The sequence below is a fragment of the Jiangella endophytica genome, from assembly GCF_003427025.1.
Classification (GTDB): Bacteria; Actinomycetota; Actinomycetes; order Jiangellales; family Jiangellaceae; genus Jiangella; species Jiangella endophytica.
In genome coordinates this window covers 422,560-444,461 of sequence record NZ_QVAI01000004.1, presented here as the reverse complement: position 1 = coordinate 444,461, position 21,902 = coordinate 422,560, and the positions used below count along the sequence as shown (strand labels likewise).

At 72.2% G+C, this 21,902-nt stretch carries 16 protein-coding genes; 13 read left to right on the top strand and 3 right to left on the bottom strand.

Going from position 1 to position 21,902, the window contains the following annotated elements:
• Positions 1-85 precede the first annotated feature (85 nt).
• The 7 genes from DZA62_RS11420 to DZA62_RS11390 all read left to right on the top strand — a co-directional run bounded on the left by DZA62_RS11420 (position 86) and on the right by DZA62_RS11390 (position 8,061).
• Positions 86-1,108 (top strand): LacI family DNA-binding transcriptional regulator, encoded by a 1,023-nt coding sequence (locus tag DZA62_RS11420; RefSeq protein ID WP_116948997.1) that lies wholly within the window; start codon positions 86-88, stop codon positions 1,106-1,108.
• 90 nt (positions 1,109-1,198) lie between these two features.
• On the top strand, positions 1,199-2,467 hold the full coding sequence (locus DZA62_RS11415) for an ABC transporter substrate-binding protein (RefSeq protein ID WP_116948996.1): 1,269 nt from the start codon (positions 1,199-1,201) through the stop codon (positions 2,465-2,467).
• A 5-nt stretch (positions 2,468-2,472) separates the two neighbouring features.
• Positions 2,473-3,426, top strand: a complete 954-nt coding sequence (locus tag DZA62_RS11410; protein WP_116948995.1) for a carbohydrate ABC transporter permease — start codon at positions 2,473-2,475, stop codon at positions 3,424-3,426.
• Between the two features lie 35 nt (positions 3,427-3,461).
• The gene (locus DZA62_RS11405; RefSeq protein ID WP_116949103.1) at positions 3,462-4,250 is read left to right on the top strand and encodes a carbohydrate ABC transporter permease; all 789 of its coding nucleotides are present in this window, start codon (positions 3,462-3,464) and stop codon (positions 4,248-4,250) included.
• Complete coding sequence (locus DZA62_RS11400; RefSeq protein WP_116948994.1) at positions 4,247-5,509, top strand: family 1 glycosylhydrolase; 1,263 nt, start codon at positions 4,247-4,249, stop codon at positions 5,507-5,509. Before DZA62_RS11405 ends, DZA62_RS11400 begins: the two co-directional genes overlap by 4 nt.
• Positions 5,510-7,024, top strand: coding sequence for an arabinosylfuranosidase ArfA (gene arfA / locus DZA62_RS11395; protein WP_116948993.1), 1,515 nt, complete (start codon positions 5,510-5,512; stop codon positions 7,022-7,024). It begins immediately after the preceding gene.
• A 110-nt stretch (positions 7,025-7,134) separates the two neighbouring features.
• Positions 7,135-8,061: a type IV toxin-antitoxin system AbiEi family antitoxin domain-containing protein gene (locus DZA62_RS11390; protein ID WP_198663641.1), complete on the top strand. Its 927-nt coding sequence runs from the start codon at positions 7,135-7,137 to the stop codon at positions 8,059-8,061.
• Here DZA62_RS11390 and DZA62_RS11385 read toward each other — a convergent pair whose 3' ends face one another.
• A complete protein-coding gene (locus DZA62_RS11385) occupies positions 8,062-9,456 on the bottom strand; it encodes a HAMP domain-containing sensor histidine kinase (RefSeq protein ID WP_116948992.1) in 1,395 nt (464 codons plus the stop codon).
• Positions 9,456-10,139: a response regulator transcription factor gene (locus DZA62_RS11380; protein ID WP_116948991.1), complete on the bottom strand. Its 684-nt coding sequence runs from the start codon at positions 10,137-10,139 to the stop codon at positions 9,456-9,458. Before DZA62_RS11380 ends, DZA62_RS11385 begins: the two co-directional genes overlap by 1 nt.
• Positions 10,140-10,305: 166 nt before the next feature.
• On the opposite strand from DZA62_RS11380, the gene DZA62_RS11375 reads away from it, so the two are divergent.
• The 6 genes from DZA62_RS11375 to secD are packed head-to-tail and all read left to right on the top strand — an operon-like array spanning position 10,306 to position 18,503.
• Positions 10,306-12,102, top strand: a complete 1,797-nt coding sequence (locus tag DZA62_RS11375; RefSeq protein ID WP_116948990.1) for an ABC transporter substrate-binding protein — start codon at positions 10,306-10,308, stop codon at positions 12,100-12,102.
• A gap of 1 nt (position 12,103) precedes the next feature.
• A complete protein-coding gene (locus DZA62_RS11370) occupies positions 12,104-13,096 on the top strand; it encodes an ABC transporter ATP-binding protein (RefSeq protein ID WP_116948989.1) in 993 nt (330 codons plus the stop codon).
• Entirely contained in the window at positions 13,096-14,139 is a 1,044-nt protein-coding gene (locus DZA62_RS11365; protein WP_116948988.1) for an ABC transporter ATP-binding protein, read from the top strand. Before DZA62_RS11370 ends, DZA62_RS11365 begins: the two co-directional genes overlap by 1 nt.
• On the top strand, positions 14,136-15,077 hold the full coding sequence (locus tag DZA62_RS11360; protein WP_116948987.1) for an ABC transporter permease: 942 nt from the start codon (positions 14,136-14,138) through the stop codon (positions 15,075-15,077). The genes DZA62_RS11365 and DZA62_RS11360 overlap by 4 nt, the downstream gene beginning before the upstream one ends.
• 10 nt (positions 15,078-15,087) lie before the next feature.
• Complete coding sequence (locus DZA62_RS11355) at positions 15,088-16,047, top strand: ABC transporter permease (protein ID WP_116948986.1); 960 nt, start codon at positions 15,088-15,090, stop codon at positions 16,045-16,047.
• An 11-nt stretch (positions 16,048-16,058) separates the two neighbouring features.
• Complete coding sequence (gene secD, locus DZA62_RS11350; RefSeq protein WP_116948985.1) at positions 16,059-18,503, top strand: protein translocase subunit SecD; 2,445 nt, start codon at positions 16,059-16,061, stop codon at positions 18,501-18,503.
• A gap of 1,856 nt (positions 18,504-20,359) precedes the next feature.
• On the opposite strand, the gene DZA62_RS11340 is transcribed toward secD, so the two are convergent.
• Positions 20,360-21,886, bottom strand: coding sequence for a right-handed parallel beta-helix repeat-containing protein (locus tag DZA62_RS11340; protein ID WP_116948983.1), 1,527 nt, complete (start codon positions 21,884-21,886; stop codon positions 20,360-20,362).
• Positions 21,887-21,902: the final 16 nt, after the last annotated feature.

Genomic DNA, 21,902 nt, shown 5'->3' with positions numbered 1-21,902 from the left:
CAGGCGCCATACAACGTTGTAACACCGGTGTTGATCAGCACCCTAGAGTTGGGTCAGTGCTGGTGTCAACGGTTACCGTGTGCACATGACAGCGACGCTGCGTGATGTCGCCCGGCTCGCGGGTGTGTCGTTCAAGACCGTGTCGAATGTCGTCAACGACCATCCGTACGTCTCCGACACCACGCGCGCCAAGGTGCAGGCCGCCATCGACGAGCTGGGCTACCGGCCGAACCGTCAGGCGCGCAGCCTGCGCTCCGGTCGCACCGGCGCCATCGGCCTCGCCGTCCCGGAGCTCAGCCTCGCCTACTTCGCCCAGCTGGCCGACGAGGTCATCACCGCCGCCGAGCAGCGCGACGTCGTCGTCGTCATCGAGCAGACCGGCGGCGACCGCCGGCGCGAGCTGGACGTCCTGTCCGGGTCGCGGCGGCAGCTGACCGACGGCCTGCTGTTCAGCCCGCTGGGCCTGAGCAACGACGACGGCGGGCTGCTCGCCGTCGACTTCCCGCTGGTGCTGCTCGGCGAGCGCATCTTCGACGGCCCGGTCGACCACGTCACCATGGAGAACGTCGACGCCGCCCGGGCCGCCACCGATCACCTGCTCGACCTCGGCCGGCGGCGCGTCGCCGTCATCGGCGCGCACGAGGGCGAGGTCATCGGCTCGGCCGGCCTGCGGCTGCGCGGCTACCGCGCGGCGCTCGACGCGCGCGGCATCGCCTACGACGAGGCGCTGGTCGTCGACGCCGGGCCGTGGCACCGCATCAACGGCGCCGAGGCGATGCGGTCGCTGCTCGAACGCGGCGTCGAGTTCGACGCGGTCTTCGCGCTCAACGACGAGCTGGCGCTCGGCGCGCTGCGGGTCATGCAGGAGCAGGGCATCCGGGTGCCGGCCGACGTCGCGATCATCGGCTTCGATGACGTCGACGAGGGCAAGTACTCGCTGCCCAGCCTGAGCACGGTCGACCCCGGCCGGCGCGAGATCGCCCGGCTGGCCGTCGACGTGCTGCTGGATCGCATCGAGAAAGGGCCCGAGGAGCCGCGGCGCGAGCTGCGTTCGGCCTACCGCATCGTCGAACGCGAGTCGACGGGCGCGCTCCAGCCGCAGGGCTGAACCGGCTTGACATCTTCCGGCGCGTTCCCCATCCTGAACCTTACAACGTTGTAAGGTCATGATCATCTCACTGTCGAGAAGGAATGCACCATGACACGCAACCGCCTCACCTTGGGGCTCGCCCTCGCCTTGGCCATCGGCCTGACGGCCTGTGGCGGCGACGACGACTCGAGCGGCGACTCCGCCGGCGGCCCCGTCGAGCTCACCTTCTGGCACGGGTACACCGAGGCCGACGGCGATGTGCTCGAGCAGCTCGTGGACGACTTCAACGCCTCGCAGGACGAGGTCGTGATCAGCACCGAGATCAACCCGTGGGACGTCATCGACGACACCCTGCTGCCGGCGCTGTCGGCCGGGAACGGCCCGGACATCGTCGCGATGCCGGCCGAGCGGCTGCCCGTCTACGCCGACCGCGGTGCGTTCGTGGAGCTCGACGACTTCTACGACGACCCGGACAGCAACACCGCGCAGCTCAACCCGGGTGCCGTGGAGATGGTGACGGTCGAGGGCACCCGCTACGGCGTGCCGACCGGGTTCGTTCCGCTGGCGATGTTCTACAACAAGGCGTTGTTCGCCGCCGCCGGCATCACCGAACCGCCGGCCACCTGGGACGACTGGGTCGAGACGGCCCGCGCGCTCACCGTCGACCAGAACGGCGACGGCACGCCGGAGCAGTACGGCGCGGCGATCCCGGACCACGCCACCGTCGCCAACGGCGTCTGGCCGAGCCTCTTCTACGGAGGCGGCGGCGACATCGTCGAGGGCGGCACGGACGTCGTCATCGACTCGCCGGAGAACCGCGCGACGCTGGAGTTCTGGTACCAGGCGATCGCCGTGGACAAGATCTCGCCCACCGGCGTCGACGGCATCGCGGGCGACGGCCTGTTCAGCAGCGGCAAGGCCGCGATGTACCTGGGCGGCCCGTGGATGGCGTCGATCTCGGAGGAGAACGGCATCGACTACGGCATCGCGCCGGTTCCGGCCGGCCCGCAGGCGCAGGCCGCGTCGGCCATCGGCGTCTCGATGGCCGTCACCGAGCAGGCCGGCGACGACGCCGTCGAGGCGGCCGAGCAGTTCTTCAGCTACTTCCTCGACCAGGAGAACGCCGTCACGTGGTCGCTCGGCTCCGGCTGGCCGCCGCTGCGCACCGACGTCGCGGCCGACGCGGTCGCCGAGAACCCGGTGGTCGCGGCGCTCACCGAGCAGGCCGAGTTCGGCCGGCCGCTGTTGCCCGGCGTCGTCAACAGCGTCGACGTGCTCACCGCCGTGGACGAGCTGACGCAGCGGGCGATGGCCGGCGAGGACATCGGCACGCTGCTGTCCGAGGCCCAGGCCGAGATCGAATCGGCCGTCGGGTAGGCCCCGTGTCCCTCACCGCACCACGACGGCGCTACCGGCCGCCCGCGCCACTGGGCGGGCGGCGGGTAGCGCCCGGGGGCCGGCGAGGCGGCCGGCGCGGCGCCACCGCGCTGGCCTTCCTCGCCCCGGCCCTGCTGATCCTCACCGTCTTCGTCGCCTGGCCGATGCTGTCGGCGCTGCGCACCTCGTTCACCGACGCCAGCGGCTTCGGCGAGGCCGAATGGGTCGGGTTCGACAACTACGTCCAGGTGTTCACCGACCCCGACCTGTTCGACGCCGTCAGGAACACGCTCTGGTACACCGTGCTGTTCACCCCGACGGCGGTGATCGCGGCGCTCGTCCTGGCGCTGGTGCTGAACAGCCCGGCGCTGCCGTTCCGCGGGTTCTTCCGCACCGCGCTGTTCGTGCCGTTCGTGGTGTCGCTGGCGGTCGCCGCCTACGCGTGGACGTACCTCATCGACCCGCAGGTCGGGCTGCTCAACCACTGGCTGGGCGGCGTCGGCCTGCAGCTGGGCAACGTGCTCGAGGATCCGCAGCTGGCGATGCCGGCGGTGGCGCTGGTCGCGGTCTGGAAGAACTTCGGCTTCTACCTGGTGATCTTCCTCGCCGGGCTGCAGGACATCCCGGGCTCCCTGTACGAGGCGGCGAAGGTCGACGGCGCCGGACCATGGCGGCGCTTCACCAACGTGACGCTGCCGCTGCTGTCGAACACGCTGGCGTTCGTGCTGGTGTTCGCGATGATCGCGGCGCTGCAGGCGTTCGACCAGATCTACGTGATGACCGGCGGCGGGCCGTACGGCAACACCCAGACCATCGTCATGGAGATCTACGAGTCCGGGTTCCGCAAGCTGGAGCTGGGCTTCGCGTCGGCGCTGTCGTACGTGCTGCTGATCGCGACGCTGCTCTTGAGCGTCCTCCAGTTCGTGTTCTTCGGCCGCCGAGAGAAGGACACCCAGTGATCGCCCGCATCCGGCCGAGCACCGTCCTCGGCACGATGGCGATGCTGGCCGTGACGGCCGCCGTGCTGCTGCCGCTGGCCATCATCGTGCTCACCGCGTTCAAGCCGGTGTCCGAGGTGAACGCGTTCCCGCCCACCCTGCTGCCGCAGGACTGGACGCTGGACAACCTCCGCCGGATCGTCGACGAGCTGCCCTTCGCCCGGCTGGTGCTGAACAGCTTCCTGTTCGCCGGCGGGGTGACGATGTTCGCGCTGGTCTTCGACTCGCTGGCGGCGTACGCGCTGGCCCGCATCGACTTCACCGGCCGGCGGACGCTGCTGATCGCGATCATCGCCACGCTGATGATCCCGTTCCAGGCGACGCTCGTCCCCGTGTACCAGCTGGTCAGCGACCTCGGCTGGGTGAACACGTTCGCCGGGCTGATCGCGCCGCGGGCCGCCGACGCGTTCGGCATCTTCTTCCTGCGGCAGTTCTTCCTGGCGCTGCCGCGCGACCTCGACAACGCCGCCCGCATCGACGGCGCGTCGGAGTTCCGGATCTTCCGCAGCATCGTCCTGCCCAACGCCGTCCCGGCGCTGCTGACCCTGGCGATCTTCACCTTCGTCAACAACTGGAACGACCTGCTGTGGCCGCTGATCTTCACCACGGAGCGCGAGATGGGCACCATCACGTCCGGGCTGACGCTGCTGACCGGACCGGGCGGCATCGTCCCGTACGGCGTCATGATGGCCGGCGCGCTGGTGGCGATCCTGCCACTGGTGATCGCGTTCCTGCTGGTGCAGCGGCGGTTCATCGAGAGCATCGCGACGACGGGGATCAAATGACGTCTTGGCACACCGACGGCGCGCTGCACTTCGCGCTGGGCGTCGAGGACACCTTCGTGCCGCAGGAGCGGCCGGGCGAACGGGCCATCGACGAGTACGAGCTGACCCAGCACTACGAGTTCTGGTCCGGCGATCTCGGCCTGGCCGCCGACGCCGGCGCGACGCTGCTGCGCTGGGGCGTGCCGTGGTACCGGGTCAACCCGGCGCCGGACACCTGGGAGTGGTCCTGGCTGGACCGCGTCATGGACCGGTTCGCCGAGCTGGGACTGCGGCCGGTCGTCGACCTGCTGCACTACGGCACACCGCTCTGGCTGGACAGCCAGTTCGCCCACCCCGACTACCCGTCGCACGTGGCGGAGTACTCCGCCCGGGTCGCCGAGCGCTACGCCGACCGCGTCACCGACTACACGCCGGTGAACGAGCCGATGATCCACGCGCTGTTCTCCGGCGAGTACGCCTACTGGCCGCCGTACCTGGCCGGCCCGGACGGTCTGGTGACGATGGCCGGCCAACTGGCCCGCGGGTTCGTGCTGGCGCAGCGGGCGATGCGTGACGTGCTGGGGGAGCGGGGCGTGTTCGTGCACGTCGACGCCGGTATGCGCTATGCCGGCGACGACGTGCCGCTGATCGAGCGGTTGCGGCAGCAGGTGCACCTCGTCGAGGACCTGGTCACCGGCCGGGTCGACGCGGCCCACCCGCTGGCCCCGTTCCTGCTCGAGCACGGTTTCCGCGACGACGACCTCGGCTGGTTCGCCGCCGACCCCACGCCGCCGGACGTCATGGGCGTCAACTACTACCCGCGGCACTCCACCGAGGTGGTCTCGGCGGGGAAGCCGCACGGCGGCGGCTTCCGCGACCCCCGTCCGACCCACGACGACGGCGTCACCGGGCTGGAGGAGCTGCTGCGCGCCGCCCACGCGCGACACGGCGTCCCCGTCGCGCTCACCGAGACCTGCGTGACGGCGAGCGTCGCCGAACGGCTGGCCTGGCTGGACGCGTCCGTCGACGCCGTCCACCGGCTGCGGGCCGACGGCGTCCCCGTCGCCGCGTACACGTGGTGGCCGGTGTTCGACATGTACGAGTGGACCTACCGGCACTCGACCGCCCCGCGCGAGGCGCACCGTCTGACGATGGGCCTCTGGGAGCTGGCCGAACGCGACGGTGTGCTGCACCGCGTCGCCACGCCCCTCGTCGACCGGTTCCGCGCGCACGCCCACGACCCCCGCAACGCTGTGCCCGTCGAGAGCAAGGAGAGCTGAGTGCCGCACGCATCGCTGACCGTCGATCCCTCGTTCGTCGTCGGCGCCGTCGACCGGCGCCTGTTCGGTTCGTTCGTCGAGCACCTGGGACGCGCGGTGTACGACGGCATCTACGAGCCCGCCCACGCCACGGCCGACGAGGACGGCTTCCGCAAGGACGTCATCGAGCTGGTCCGCGAGCTGGGCGTGTCGACCGTCCGCTACCCGGGCGGCAACTTCGTCTCCGGCTACCGGTGGGAGGACGGCGTCGGCCCGCGTTCGCAGCGCCCGCGCCGGCTCGACCTGGCCTGGCACTCGCTCGAGACCAACGAGATCGGGCTCGACGAGTTCGCCCGCTGGTCGGCGAAGGCCGGCACCGAGCTGATGCTGGCCGTCAACCTCGGCACCCGCGGCGTGCAGGAGGCGCTGGACCTGCTGGAGTACGCGAACGTCCGGTCCGGATCGACGCTCTCCGATCTGCGGGTGGCCAACGGGACGCCCGATCCGCACGGCGTCACGTTGTGGTGCCTCGGCAACGAGATGGACGGGCCCTGGCAGCTCGGCCACCGCAGCGCCGACGACTACGGCAAGCTGGCCGCCCAGACCGCGCGGGCGATGCGGCAACTCGACCCCGGCGTGCGGCTGGTCGCGTGCGGCAGCTCGAACCGGCAGATGCCGACGTTCGGCGCGTGGGAACGCACCGTCCTCGAGCACACCTACGACGAGATCGACTACCTGTCCTGCCACGCGTACTACGCGGAGACCCCCGGCGACCTGGCCGGTTTCCTCGCCTCGCCGGTCGACATGGACCGCTTCATCGAGTCCGTCGTCGCGACCATCGACCACGTCCGTGCCCTGCGGCCGGGCCGTCGCCGCGTCGACATCTCCTTCGACGAGTGGAACGTCTGGTACGTCGACCGCTACCACGACGAGGACAAGGTCACCGACCCGCAGGTGTGGCCGGTGGCGCCGCGGATCCTGGAGGACTCGTACACGGTGGCCGACGCCGTCGTGGTGGGCGGCCTGCTGATGTCGCTGCTGCGCCACGCCGACCGGGTGACGGCGGCGAGCCTGGCGCAGCTGGTCAACGTCATCGCGCCGATCATGACCGAGCCGGGCGGCCCGAGCTGGCGGCAGACGACGTTCTTCCCGTTCGCGACGACGTCACGGCTGGCCCGTGGCGTGACGCTGTCGGTCGACGTGTCGGCGCCGACGTACTCGACCGCGGCCTTCGGCGACGTCGCCGTGGTCGACGCGGTGGCGACGCACGACGCGTCGACGGGGTCGACGGCCGTGTTCCTGGTGAACCGGTCGGTCGACGCGCCGGCGACGGTGGACGTCCGCGGTGTGGGCGCCTCGTCCGTCGCCGAGGCGCTGTCGCTCTGGGACGACGATCCGCACGCCCGCAACACCCTCGACCACCCCGGCCGGGTCGGCCTCCGCCCGACGCCCGTGGCCTCGGTGTCGGACGGCACCTTGCGAGTCGAGCTCCCCCCGGTGTCGTGGACGGCGGTCTCACTCACGTCGACCCCGTGATCATCGGCGATCGACCACATCATGGCGTGGCCGATCGCCGATGATCAACGCTATCCACAGGCGACGAACCAGGGCTGGCGCGGCGGGACGGGTTCGCGCAGGCTGGTGACGTGGATCTCGACGACCTGCTGGCCCGGCAGCACAGCATGCTCAGCCGTGCGCAGGCACATGCGTGCGGGCTCACCGACCGGCGGATCGAGTGGTTGGTCGGGTCCGGGCGCTGGCGGCGCGTCCACCTCGGTGTGTATGCCACGTTCACGGGTCCGTTGCCGTTCGCGGCGCAGGTGCGGGCGGCGATCCTGCGCGTCGGCCGGGGCGCGGTCGCCAGCCACCGTACCGCGGCCTACCTCGACGGCCTGTGCGACGACGCGGGACCGGTCATCCACGTCACCGCACCGGCGCATCGGCACGTGCGCGGCAAGGTCGACGGTGTCCGGGTGCACTACGCGCACCGGCTGCCCCAGACTCGACACCCGTCGAGGAACCCGCCACGCACCCGCCTCGACGACACCGTCCTCGACCTCGTCGACATCGCCCCGCACCCGCGCGACGCCGAGGGCTGGATCACTGCCGCCTGCCAACGTCGCCTCAGCACACCAGAACGGCTCGCCGACGCGCTCGGCCGACGCAAGAAGATCCGCTGGCGTCCCATGACCGAAGCCATGCTCGCCGATGGCGCCCAGTCACCGCTGGAACTGCGCCACCTGCGTCGCGTCGAACGCGCCCACGGCCTTCCCGCCGGACACCGCCAACGCCGCATCGCGGGAAGCCGAGTCAGCTGGATCGACGTCGACTACGCCGAGTACCGGGTACGCGTCGAACTCGACGGACGCATCGGCCACACCGGCGAAGGACGCTTCCGCGACCACCACCGCGACAACCACGCCACCCTCGACGGCAACGCCACTCTGCGCTACGGCCACGCCGACATCTTCGGCGACCCCTGCGGTGTGGCCGCCGAACACGTCCGTGTCCTGAGCGCCCGGGGCTGGAGCGGCCGCCCGCGGCGGTGTGGGCGCCCGTGCTCCGTCTCGTGATCATGGGTGCCAGCCGGCCGACGACGAGCGGACGACGGGCAGGTCGACGACGAAGCGGGCGCCGCCGCCGGGGCGGTCCACCACCGAGACGGTGCCGCCGTGCCAGTGCACGTGCCGGGCGACGATCGCGAGCCCCAGCCCGACCCCGCGCCCACCCCGGCCGCCACCGACGCCGTCGCGGGCGAAGCGGTCGAAGACCCGGGTGCGGCGATCCTCCGGCACCCCCGGCCCGGCGTCGTCGACCTCGAACCGCACGCGCCCGTCGTGGGCCAGCACGCGCACGGCCAGGCACCCGCCGCCGTGCAGCTCGGCGTTGTCGACCAGGTTCGCGACGACCCGCTCGAGCCGCCGCTTGTCCGCCAGCACGAGCACGCCCGTCACGTCGGGGTCGATCGACGCGACGGGGCGGCCGGCTGCGGAGTCGGCGGCGTGGCGGACGAGGTCGCCGATGACGACGGTCTCGCGGCCAGCCGGCCCGCCGGGATCGGCGTCGTCGCGGGAGATCTCCAGGAGGTCGACGACCAGCTGGCGGAAGCGGTCCAGCTCGGCCGCCAGCAGGTCGAGCGGCTCGCGCAGCTGCGGCGGCAGTTCCGCCCGCCGGGCCTCGAGCAGCTGCATCGAGTTCAGCATCGTGGTGAGCGGCGTGCGCAGCTCGTGGCTGACGTCGGCGGCGAAGCGGGTGTCGGACTCGACGCGGCGCTGCAGGGCGTCGGCGGTGCGGTTGAACGAGGCGGCCAGCTCGACGAGGTCGGGGTCGTCGCCGGGCTCCAGACGTACTCCCAGGTCGCCGCCGGCCAGCCGGGCCGCCGTCCGGCTGACGGCGTCCAGCGGACGCAGCGCCCGCCGGCCCGCCGCCCGCCCCACCGCCAGCCCGAGCGCCGTCGCCAGCACGACACCGGCCACCAGGCTGACGGCGAGCACCAGCAGCACCCGGTTCAGCGACGACAGCGAGTACAACTCGACGTACACGTCGCCGGGGTTGCTCAGCGGCAGCACGACCGCCAGCTGGGTCGACCCGTCGACGTCGACCCGTTCCTGCACCGGCCGCCCGCCCTCGGCCGTCGCCAGCAGCGGCGCGGGCAGGTCGGTCTGCGACGTCCCCGCCGGCGTGACGTGCCACGTCCCGTCCCAGCGCAGCATCGCCGCGGTGCGGCCGTCGGTCGAGGGCAGCCCGGCGAGCAGGCCGTCGATGTCGGACTGGCTGGCCGTCAGCCCGCGCTGGATCGCGGTCGCGTTGGCCGACGTCTCGGTGAGCGCCGTCGACTCCTGCTCGGTGACCAGGAAGCGGCTCAGCAGCACCCACACCGTCACCGCGAGCACCAGCGACAGCCCGAACCCCAGCAGCCCGAACCACAGCACGACCCGGTTGCGCAGTCCCGGCCGCGGCCACGTCATCAGGGCACCAGACGATAGCCCTGGCCGCGCACCGTCACGACGTGGGCGGGGCTGGCCGGGTCGCGTTCCACCTTCGTCCGCAGCCGCCGGACGTGGACGTCGACGATGCGGCTGTCGCCGAAGTAGCCGTACCCCCAGACCCGTTCCAGCAGTTGTTCGCGGCTGCGCACCTTGCCACCGGCCAGCGCCAGCTCGGCCAGCAGCTTGAACTCCGTCTGCGTCAGGGCCAGCGCGACGCCGTCGCGGGTCACGACGCCCTCGTCCACCCCGATCTCGAGGTCGCCGGAGGCGAGCCGGCGCGGCGCGCCGCCCGGCGCGTTGTCGGTGCGCCGCAGCAGCGCCCGGATGCGCGCCGACAGCTCCTTCGCGACCAGCGGCTTGGTGACGTAGTCGTCGGCGCCCGCCTCGAGCCCGGCGACGACGTCGTGGCTGTCGGTGCGGGCGGTCACCATGATGACGGGGATGGCACTGGTGTGCCTGATCTGGTGGCAGACGGCGAACCCGTCGGTGTCGGGGAGCATGAGGTCCAGCAGCACGACGTCGGGCGGGTTGCGGCTCAGCTCGGCCAGGCCGTCGCGGCCCGATCCGGCCTCGCGGACCTGGTAGCCCTCGTCCTCCAGCGCCAGCCGCAGTGCCCGGCGCACCCGCTGGTCGTCCTCGACGAGCAGCACACTGCGCGTCACGCCTCCAGTATGGCGCGGCGCGGCCCGCGATCCGCGGATGACGCTCGCATGACGAAGATGACGGCGCGTCATCCGGGCGTCACGAACCGGCCCGCGCAGATGGCGAACCGGTGACATCCGGCGGCGCGGCCGGGACGGCGGTCAAGATCGGGAGTCTCATGGCGGCATGAGGCACGCCAGAGCACGATGGGCCGCCGCCGTCATCGGCGTGGCCGGCCTGCTGGCCCTCGCGGGCTGCGGGGGCGGCGGTGGCAGCACCGCCGGAAGCAACTCCACGGGCGAGGCCGTCACCGGCGGCACGCTCAACATGCTGGGCTCGGGGGACGTGGACTACATGGACCCGAACGTCAGCTACTACTCGGTCGGGTACCTGAACCTGCGGCTCTGGAGCCGTCAGTTGTTCACCTATCCCGCGGAGGACGGCAAGACCACCACCGCCGTCCCGGACCTCGCCACGGACCTGCCGACCCAGGACAACGGCGGTGTCAGCTCCGACGGCAAGACGTACACCATCACGCTGCGCGACGGAGTGCAGTGGAACACCAGCCCGGCCCGGGCCGTGACCGCTGCCGACGTCGTCCGCGGCGTCAAGCGCACCTGCAACCCGGTGCAGCCGTTCGGCGGCACGCCGGACTTCGCCGACCTGATCGTCGGCTACCAGGACTTCTGCGCGGGGTTCGCGAACGTGCCCCAGGACGCGAAGTCGATCGCGAGCTACATCGACAACACCGACCTGCCCGGCGTCGTCGCGACCGACGACACCACGGTGACCTTCACGCTGACCCACCCGGCGACGTACTTCGTCGACATGCTGACGCTGCCGGCGTTCTCGCCGGCGCCGGAGGAGGTCCTCGCCTACCTGCCGGGCAGCACCGATCTGGGCCAGCACCAGGTCTCCGACGGCCCGTACCAGGTGGCGTCCTGGGAGCCGACGAAGTCGATCACCTACACGCGCAACCCGACGTGGGACTCGTCCACCGACCCGATTCGCAAGGCGTACGTCGACAAGATCGTCGTGGACGAGACGGTCAGCCAGGACTCCATCCAGCAGCAGCTGCAGACCGGCACGCCGTCGGCGGACATGCAGTTCGACGTGCAGGTGCCGCCGTCGCAGCTGGCCGGGCTGATGAGCTCCGACGATCCCAACCTGGACCTGGGCGACACGTCGTCGACCAACCCGTACATCGTGTTCAACCTCGCCTCGCCGAACAACGCCTCGGCGCTGAGCAAGCCGCAGGTCCGGCAGGCGCTGGAGTACGCGATCAACCGGGACGACATCATCCAGGTGCTGGGCGGGCCGAAGGTCACGCCGCCGCTGACGCACGTGCTGCCGAAGGAGATCAACGGGTCCAAGGACTCCGACCTGTACCCGTACGACGTCGACAAGGCGAAGCAACTGCTCGCCGACGCCGGCTACCCGAACGGGCTGACGTTGAAGTTCCTGTACCGCAACGCCTCCGAGGGCAGCAGCAAGGCGTTCCAGACGGTCCAGCAGGACCTGCAGAAGGCCGGCATCACCGTCACCGGCGTGCCGTCGCCGAACGCGGACTTCTACACGAAGTACCTGCAGGTGCCGTCGGTCGCGCAGGCCGGGACGTGGGACCTGGCGCTGGCCGGGTGGGGCCCGGACTGGTACGGCGACGCGGCGCTGTCGTTCTTCAAGCCGCTGTTCTCCGGCAAGCCGTCGTTCCCGCCGGCCGGCAGCAACTTCGGCCTCTACGACAACCCGGACCTGAACACGCTGATCCAGCAGGCGTCCCAGGCGGCGACGAAGGACGACGCCGCCACGCTGTGGGAGCAGGCCGACGAGCAGGTCATGAAGGACGCCGTGTTCTTCCCGATCACCGATCCGCTCAACGCGAACTACCACGCGTCGCAGGTCAACAACGCCGTCTACATCCCGGCGTTCCAGAACTTCGACCCGGCGAACGTGTGGCTCACCAAGGGCGAGCAGGGCGGCTGACATGGCGCTACTGGAGGTCGAGGATCTCCGGGTCTCGTTCGACACCCCGGACGGCGTGGTCCGCGCCGTCCGGGGCCTGTCGTTCACGCTGGCCGCGGGGTCCACGCTGGGCCTGGTGGGGGAGTCGGGGTCGGGCAAGTCGGTGGCCGTGCAGACCATCACCCGGCTGACCCGCGGCGCCGACGTCGGGGGCAGGGTCGTGCTCGACGGCGTCGACCTCCTGACGGCGAACGAGGAGGAGCTGCGCGAGGTGCGCGGCGCCCGGATCGGGATGATCTTCCAGGACCCGCTGTCCAGCCTGCATCCCTACCACCGTATCGGCTGGCAGATCGAGGAGATCATCCGCGCGCACGAGGACATCGGACGGGCGGCTGCCCGGGCGCGGGCCGCGGACCTGCTCGGGCTGGTCGGCATCCCGCGCCCGGAGACCCGGGTGGACGACTACCCGCACCAGTTCTCCGGCGGCATGCGCCAGCGCGTGATGATCGCGATGGCGATGGCGCTCTCGCCCGAGGTGCTGATCGCGGACGAGCCGACGACGGCGCTCGACGTCACCGTCCAGGCGCAGGTGCTGGACGTGATGCGGCGGCTGCAGGAGGAGTTCGGCACCGCGATCATCATGGTGACGCACGACCTCGGCGTGATCGCGGAGCTGGCCGACGACGTCGTCGTCATGTACGCCGGCGCGGCCATGGAGCGCGCGCCGCGACGCGAGCTGTTCTACCGCTACCACCACCCGTACACCGAGGGGCTGCTGACGTCGCTGCCGCTGCGCGGCGAGGCGTCCGGGCGGCTGCGCCCGATCCCCGGCAGTCCGCCCAGCCTCATCGCGGTGCCGCCGGGCTGCCCGTTCGCGCCGCGCTGCCAGTACGCGTTCGAGCGTTGCTCGATCACCCCGCCGCTGGCCGCGGTGCTGGCCGACCCGCGGCACCAGTCGGCCTGCTGGCTGCCGGCGGACCGGCCGCGACAGGAGAGCGCCGAGGAGGCCGCCTGATGGACACCGAGCCGCTGCTGCACGTGGAGGGGCTGGTCAAGGAGTTCCCCGCGGGCGCGTCGGCGCTGACGGGCCGGGCGGGCGGGGTGGTGCACGCGGTCGACGGGGTCAGCCTCGACGTCGCGCCCGGCGAGACGCTGGGGCTGGTGGGCGAGACCGGCTGCGGCAAGTCGACGCTGGCCCGCTGCGTGGCCCGGCTGCTGGAACCGACCGGCGGCCGGGTCGTCTTCGACGGGGCCGACATCACCCACCTGTCCGGCGCCAGGATGCGGCCGCTGCGCCGGAACCTGCAGATGATCTTCCAGGACCCGTTCGGCTCGCTGAACCCGCGTCGTCGTGTCGGCGCGATCATCGGCGACCCGTTCGCCATCCACGGACTGGGCGGCCGCGCCGTCCGCAAGGGCCGCGTGCAGGAGCTGATGGAGCTGGTCGGGCTGAACCCGGAGCACTACAACCGGTTCCCGGCCGAGTTCTCCGGCGGCCAGCGCCAGCGCATCGGCATCGCCCGGGCGCTGGCGCTGCGGCCGCGGCTGCTGGTCTGCGACGAGCCGGTGTCCGCGCTGGACGTGTCCATCCAGGGCCAGATCATCAACCTGCTCGCCGACCTGCGGACGGAGTTCGGACTGACCTACGTGTTCATCTCGCACGACCTGTCCGTCGTGCGGCACGTCAGCGACCGGATCGCGGTCATGTACCTCGGCAAGATCGTCGAACTGGCACCCTCGGAGGTGCTGTTCGAGCGCCCGCGGCATCCGTACACGCGGGCGTTGCTGTCGGCGGCGCCGGTAGCCGACCCCGACGCCGCCGACAGCCGCCGCCGGGTGATCCTCGGCGGCGACGTGCCGTCGCCGGTGGCGCCGCCGTCCGGGTGCCGGTTCCATCCGCGCTGCCCGAAGGCGCGCGAGGACTGCGCGCTGACCGAGCCACCGCTCGAGCCGGTGCTCGGCGACCCGGACGACCACCGGGCCGCCTGCTGGCATCCGCTGCAGGCCGGCGAGGACCTCACCGCGGCGCCAGCGCCGCTGCCCGGTGGCGTGCGATGAACGCCCAGCCGGTCGCCACGGTCACGGCCTCCGCCGCGTCGGCGAAGCCGATCGAGGGCCGCGGCACCTGGGCGCTGGCGTGGTCGCGGCTGCGGCGCGACAAGGTCGCGATGATCTCGCTCGTCGTGATCCTGCTCATCGTCGTCGTCGCCATCGCCGCACCGCTGGTCGCCCACGTCACCGGGCACCCGCCGAACGAGCAGTACCGCGACATCGGGCTCTCGCCGGAGGGCCTGCCTCGCGCGCCGAACAGCACGTTCTGGCTCGGCACCGACGACCTCGGCCGCGACATCCTGGTCCGCATCGCCTACGGCGCGCGGGTCTCGCTGCTGGTCGGCGTGGTCGCCACCGGGCTGACGGTCGTGGTCGGCGTGCTGGTCGGGCTGGCCGCCGGGTACGTCGGCGGCTGGCTGGACACCGTCCTCGCCCGCGTCGTCGACGTCGTGCTGTCGGTGCCGTTCCTGCTGGTCGCGATCGCGCTGGTGTCCGTCACCGGGCCGAGCATGACGGTGACGGTGCTGGTCATCGGGTTCTTCAGCTGGGCGTCCGTGGCCCGTATCGTGCGCGGGCAGGTGCTGTCGATCCGCGAGCGCGAGTACGTCGAGGCGGCCCGCTCGCTCGGCGCCGGGTCGGTCCGGATCATGTTCGTCGACGTCCTGCCGAACGTGCTGGCGCCGGTCATCGTCTACACGACGCTGCTGGTCCCCGTCGTGATCGTCACGCAGGCGACGCTGTCGTTCCTGGGCCTCGGGCTGCCGCCGCCCACCGCCGACTGGGGCGGCATGATCAGCTCCGCGCAGAACTACTACACGACGGCCTGGTGGTTCGTCGTCTTCCCCGGCGCCGCGCTGCTGATCACGACGCTGGCCTTCAACCTGTTCGGCGACGGCGTGCGCGACGCGTTCGACCCGCGCCTCGAGCAGCAGCTGCGCCGGTGAGGGGGTTGCCGTGGCGCGCTTCCTGATCCGCCGGATCCTCCAGGGGATCGTGGTGCTCTGGCTCATCACCGTCGCGGTGTTCGGGTTGTTCTTCGTGGTGCCCAACGACGTGGCCCGCACGCTGGCCGGGCGTCAGGCGACCCCGGAGACGATCGCGCTGATCCAGCACCGGCTCGGCCTGGACCAGCCGGTCTGGAAGCAGTACCTCGACTTCGTGTGGCGGGCGTTGCACGGCGACCTCGGCTACGACTACTACCACCAGGTGCCGGTGACGCACATCATCGCGCAGGCGCTGCCGATCACGCTGTCGCTGGCGATCGGCGCGTCGATCATCTGGCTGGTGCTGGGCGTGTTCAACGGGGTGCTGTCGGCCACGCACCCGCGCTCACTGGAGGACCGCGGCCTGACCGCGTTCTCGCTGTTCTTCTACTCGATGCCGCCGTTCCTGCTCGGCATCCTGCTGCTGTACGTCTTCTACTACCAGCTGACCCTGCGCGGGGTGACGTGGTTCCCGGCCGGCGGCTACGTCCCGTTCGCCCAGGACCCGACCGCCTGGTTCCAGCACATGGTGCTGCCGTGGATCACGCTGGCGCTGCTGCTGGCCGCGACGTACACCCGGCTCACCCGCGCGTCGATGCTCGACGTGCTGGGCGAGGACTACATCCGCACCGCCCGGTCCAAGGGGATCACCGAGCGCCGCGTCATCTACCGGCACGGGCTGCGCGCGGCCCTGACGCCGGTGGTGACGCAGTTCGGCATCGACCTGGGCCAGCTGGTCGGCGGCGCCGTCGTGACCGAGACGGTGTTCAGCCTGCCCGGCCTCGGCAACACCGCCGTCGACGCGATCACCCGGCAGGACCTGCCGGTGATCATCGGGATCGTGCTCGTCGCGTCCGCGGCCGTCGTCATCGCCAACATCGTCGTCGACGTGGCCTACGCGGCGCTGGACCCGCGCGTGCGGCTGCACTGATCGGAGGACCCGTGCCCGACACCCGCCCACCCGGTATCCCGAGGCCCGGCCGGCCACTGATCGCGCTGGCCGCGCTGCTGGTGCTGGTCGTCACCGGCATGCTGGTCTCCGGCGCGCTGCGCCCCCGGCTGGCCGTCGACCTCGCGGGCGGCACGAGCGTGACGCTGTCGGCGTCACCGTCGACGGACTCCGGCAAGGTGACGCGGGCCGCGATGGACGAGGCGGTCGCGATCATCCGGCAGCGAGTCAACGCGACCGGCGTCGCCGAGGCCGAGGTGGCAGTCCGCGGCTCGGACCAGATCGTCGTCACCGTCCCGGGCCGCAACGACCGCGCGCTGGTCGACCTCATCGGCCAGACCGCGCTGCTGCGGTTCCGCCCGGTGCTGGCCACCGGGCCGCCGTCGGTGCAGCCGGCCGGGACGACGGCGGCGAGCAAGGAGGTGCCGGCCGCCGTCGCCACCGCGTACGACGCGCTGGACTGCACCAGCCCGGCGGCCCGGCAGGGCGGGGACAAGGCGGCCGCCGACGACACCGTCGCGGCCTGCGATCGCGACGGCACGGCCAAGTACGTGCTCGGCCCGGCCGTCGTCGAGGGCACCGATCTATCCGCCGCGCAGGCCGGGGTGCCGGCCGGGGGAGCCGGCGGCTGGGAGGTCGACCTCAAGTTCGACCACGCCGGCACGAAGCAGTTCGCCGACGCGACGAAGGCCGTGGTGGACCTTCCGGCGCCGAAGAACGAGATCGCCATCGTGCTCGACGGCCTGGTGGTGTCGTCGCCGCGGATCGTCGACGTCATCAGCGGCGGCCGGGCACAGATCACCGGGACGTTCACCAAGCAGGAGGCGACCGATCTCGCGCACGTGCTGACCTACGGGTCGCTGCCGCTGGCGTTCGAGAAGAGCCAGGTCAGCACGATCTCGCCGACCCTGGGCGCCACCCAGCTGCAGGTCGGCCTGGTGGCCGGTGCGATCGGGCTCGGCCTGGTCGCCCTGTACTGCCTGGCCTACTACCGGCGCCTCGGCGTCATCGCCGTCGCCAGCCTGGTGCTGGCGGCCGGCTGTTCGTACGCGGCGGTGTCGCTGCTCGGCGCCCAGCTCAACTACCGGCTGTCGCTGGCCGGGATCGCCGGGCTGATCGTCGCGGTCGGCATCACCGCCGACTCGTTCGTCGTGTTCTTCGAACGGGTCCGCGACGAGGTCCGCGACGGCCGCACCCCACGCTCCGCCGTCGAGTACGGCTGGCGGCGGGCGCGGCGCACGATCCTCGTCGCCGACACCGTGTCGTTCCTCTCCGCGGCGGTGCTGTACCTGCTCTCGGCCGATCAGGTGCGCGGCTTCGCCTTCGCGCTCGGCCTGGCGACGCTGATCGACCTGGTGGTGGTGTTCCTGTTCACGCGGCCGATGGTCGCGTACGCGGTGCGCGGGTGGTGGCTGCGCGGCCGCTGGTCCGGCCTGCCGGCGGGGGAGAGCGGCCAGGCATCGCTCGGCGCCCGGCTGCACCGCGGCGAGGCGAGCATCGACGTCGTGGGGCGGTCGCGTCGCTGGTTCGCCCTCAGCGCCGTCGTGCTCGTCCTCGCCGTGGCCGGCCTGTCCGTCCGCGGCCTGCAGCTCGGCGTCGAGTTCGAGGGCGGCGCGATCATCCAGACGCACGGCGGCTCGGCCACCGTCGGTCAGGTCGAGGACGCCCTCGCCGCCGACGGCGTCGACAACGCCCAGGTGCGGCAGCTGGGCGACGGCAGCATCGTCGTCGAGGTCGGCCGCTCCGACGCCGATCGCGCGGCCGAGCTGCAGGACACCGTCGCGCAGGTCGCCGGGGTGTCCGCGAACGACGTCACGACCGACGTCATCGGGCCGAGCTGGGGCCACGACGTCACCCGCAAGGCCGTCGTGGCGCTGATCGTGTTCGCCGTGCTGATCGTCGGCTACCTGTCGGTCGCGTTCGCGCCGCTCATGGCGCTGGCCGCGTTCGCCGCCCTGCTGCACGACCTCGCCATCACCGTCGGCGTGTACGCGCTGGCCGGACTGACCGTCACCCCGGCGACCGTCGTCGGCGTGCTCACGATCCTCGGCTACTCCCTCTACGACACCGTCGTCGTCTTCGACAAGGTGCGCGAGAACACCCGCCGCCGTGCCCGCGGAGTGACATACGCACAGGCGGCCGGCCGCGCGGTCGACCAGACGCTGCTCCGGTCGGTGTCGACGTCGTTGATCGCGCTGCTCCCGGTGGCCGGGATGCTGATCGCCGGTGCCGTCACCGTCGGGGCGCAGACGCTGGAGGACCTCGCGCTGGCGCTGTTCGTCGGCATCCTCGCCGGCACCTACTCGTCGATCTTCATCGCGGTGCCGCTGCTGGTGCGCTGGGAGGCCGCTCGAACCAGGCGTCGTGGCGTCTCCACCGCGGCCCCAGCGCGGCGGACCACTCCGCCATCGGGCAGTGCCTTGCGAGGCCGGGGATGACGACCTGGTTGTCCCGCTCCGGGCCGTAGAACCGGGTCCCCACGACGCGGACCGGGTCCAGCGGCGGCGTCAGGCAGACCACCTCGGCGACGCCGGTGTCCAGCGCGCCGGCCAGGACGGAGAGGAAGGCGCCCTGGCCGGCGCCGACGAGGCGGACCGGCCCCTCGGCCCAGGTGCGGACGAACTCCGCGGCCCGGAGGACGTCGTGGACCCGGGCCGCGCCGAGGCTGTCGGAGAGGCAGACCAGATCGGCGACGATCTTGTAGAGCGTGCCGTAGTTGGCCTCCAGACCGAACTCGTTGAACCGGTGCACCGCGAGCGCGCCGGTGCCGCGCACGTCCAGCACGACCACCCGGCGGCCGGCCGCCCGCGCGCGGTCGCAGGCGTCCAGGTGGGCGTCGAGGTCCTCGGTGCCCCGGTCCAGCAGCAACAGGTCGGTGCCGTCCGCGGGCACGCCGGGCGCCGGGTCGAGCACGATCGCCGCGTTGACGATGTCGCGCTCGGACCACCAGAACACCTTGCGGGCACCGGACGCCGGGTCGGCCCACCACCGCGGGTAGAACTCCGGCGCCGGCTCCCGGCCGTTCGCCACCCGCTCGTGCAGCCAGGGGACGCCGCCGGCCTCGCCCGGCAGCTCGCGGGCCAGCCGGTCGCGGTTGAGGTCGAAGACGAGGGGCCCGCCCGGATGGTCGGTGGCCAACTGCCCGGTCCGGGTGCACCGCAGCTCCGCGGCCGTCCGCACCGGCGGCTCGTCGAGGACCGGCGCCGCCGCCGGCGTGCCGGCGTCGCCGAGGTGCCGGGCGAGGAACGCGGTCGCGGCGGCGGCCAGCTCCGGGCCGAGCCCGTGCTCGCCGTCGGCGCGGACGTGGGCGAGCGAGCCGCCGGTGAGGTCGACGATCCGCCGCGCCCGCTCGACCGTTCGCACCGCCCCCTCGACGCAGAAGAAGTCCGAGTTCGCCGAGAGCACCAGCGTCGGCCGCGGCGCCATCGCGACCAGGAAGTCCTCGTGGTCCAGGCCGGCCAGCGCGCCGCCGGGGATGACCTGCTCCGGGTCCTGCGCCTGGCCCGATCGCTGGTACTCCTCGCGCCCGGTGACGAAGCAGCTCGGCGCGGCGGCGGCGATGCGCGGTTCCACGAGCATCAGCCAGGTGGCCTGGGTGCCGCCGCCGCTGTTGCCGGCCACGCCGACGCGGGCCGCGTCGACCTCGGGCCGCGCGGTCAGGTAGTCCAGCGCCCGGCGCGCGTCGCTGACGAAGTAGCGCGCGATGGTGTCGCCCGCCCACCAGCACTGCACGCCCGCGTGGACGTGCTCGGGCACGTTGGCCGGGATCAGCTCGCGGCCGTCGGCGTCGAGGTAGCTCTTGCGCTCGCCCTGACCGATGGAGTCGTAGGTCAGCACCACCAGGCCGGCCCGGGCCAGCCGGGCGCACATGGCCTGGTAGCGGGGCGCGGCCTTGCCCGCGTCGGCGTGCCCGCAGAGGAACAGCACCGCACCGGCCGGGCGCCTGGCCGTCGCGCTGTCCGGCCGGTACAGGTGGGTCGGCAGCAGGACACCGTCACCGACGTCGAGGACCAGCTTCTCGACCACGTACCCGTCGGCCGCCAGCGTGCCGGCCGGCCGGGCCGTGGGGACCGGCCGGTCGTCCGGCAGGTCCCCGCCCAGGGCGTCGAGGGCGAGCTTGCGCAGCTCCTCCTGGCGCCGGCGCACGTCGTCGGGGGTCAGCAGCAGGTCGTTGGCGCGCCGGCCGGCCGCGAGCCACTCGCTGGTCCGGCGATGGACGTTCAGCTGCACCTGCAGCGACGGGTCGTACATGCCGTCGAGGAAGTCGCGGAACCCCGGCGTCGTCTCGCCGGCCTCAGCCATAGGGGCCCTCGGCGATCGTGCCGACCGGTCCGCTGGGACTGCCCCAGCGGACGGCCGGGCCGGTGACCGTGGTCGGTATGCCGTCGACGTCGTTCTCGACCACGACGTCGTTGAGGTGGACGTACCAGCGCCTCGTCGTCGTCCCCATGGCCTCGGTGAACGTGCAGGCCACCAGCCGGGCGCCCCAGGGGTGGCACTGGATGCCGCCGTCGGCCAGCGCCGCGTAGCGGTGGTCGATCGTGCAGCGGACGAAGTGCTTCTGCACCGTGACGTCGTTGGTCCAGATACTGCGCAGCTCGCGGGCGACGAACGTGCAGTCGGCGTAGCGGACGTTCTGGCCGGTGTTGCCCGCGTCGGTGACGAGGTACGTGCCGCGGTAGACCTGCCCGTTCGTCCAGGGGCGGTCCTCGAAGTGGCAGTCGGCGTAGACGGTTGCCAGCGCGGCGTCGGCGGACCCGAACCCGACGTTGGACGTGCCGTTGAACGTCGACCACTTGAACACCAGGCCGGGTGTGGTCGTGTAGGCGCTGTACGTGGTGGTGCCCCAGAACGTGCAGCCCTCGAACCGGGTGTAGCCGGAGTCGCCGTGCGTGACGTCCAGCCCGCTGCCGGCGTTGTTCACGAACTCGCAGCCGGTGAAGAGTCCGTCGCGGCAGACGCTGCTCTCGGCCTCGATGTCCACGCCGGCCGACGGCGCCGACCGCACGCCCGCGCGTCCGGTGTGGTTGAACGCGCTGTCGGTGCAGGTGAGCCCGCGTCCGCCGGTCCACGACAGGCCTTGGCGGCCGTTGTACTCCGAACGCAGCCGGGTGATGGTGTGCGGCGTCGCCGGGTCGGCGGCGGTGTGCCCCGGCTGGCCGACGGTGACGCCGTCGAGGCCGTGGTGGTGGGAGTGGACGTCGGTGATCCGCACGTTCGTGCAGCCCAGCAGCCGGATGCCGGTGGCCTTCAGCTGCCGGCCGGTGTCGCCGAACTCGCCGCCGAGCACGAGCTGGTCGTTGGCGCCGTCGAGCTCGAGGTTCTCGATGGTGATGTCGCTGCCGTCGAGCACCTCGATCATCCGGCCGGCCTCGACGCCGTAGGACGCGGTGGTGAACGGCAGCGTCGGCGGGTCGTACCGCGCGCCGGTGGTCGGGTGGAACGAGCCGTACCGCAGCCCGGCCGCGAGCCGCAGGACGGTGCCCGTGCTGCCCTTGACGTGCAGGAACTGCACACCGCTGAGAGCGATGATCGGCTCCATGACGTAGTACGGCGTCACGCCGCTCGTGTGCGTCTGCCGGCCCACGACGTACACGCCGGCCGGGATCGTGAGGGTACCGCCGCCGGCCGCCTGGATCGCGGCCGCGGCCTGCTGGAACGCGGTGGTGTCGTTGGTGCTGCCGTTGCCGGCGGCGCCGAAGTCGGCCTTGATGTCGAACGTCGGGTACGCCGCCGCGGCGGCGGGCAGCTGGGTGGCGACGGCTAACGCGGCGCCACCGGCGAGGACGGTGCGGCGGCGGAGCCGGCGGGGGTCGGCCATGGTTCCTCCTTTGCGG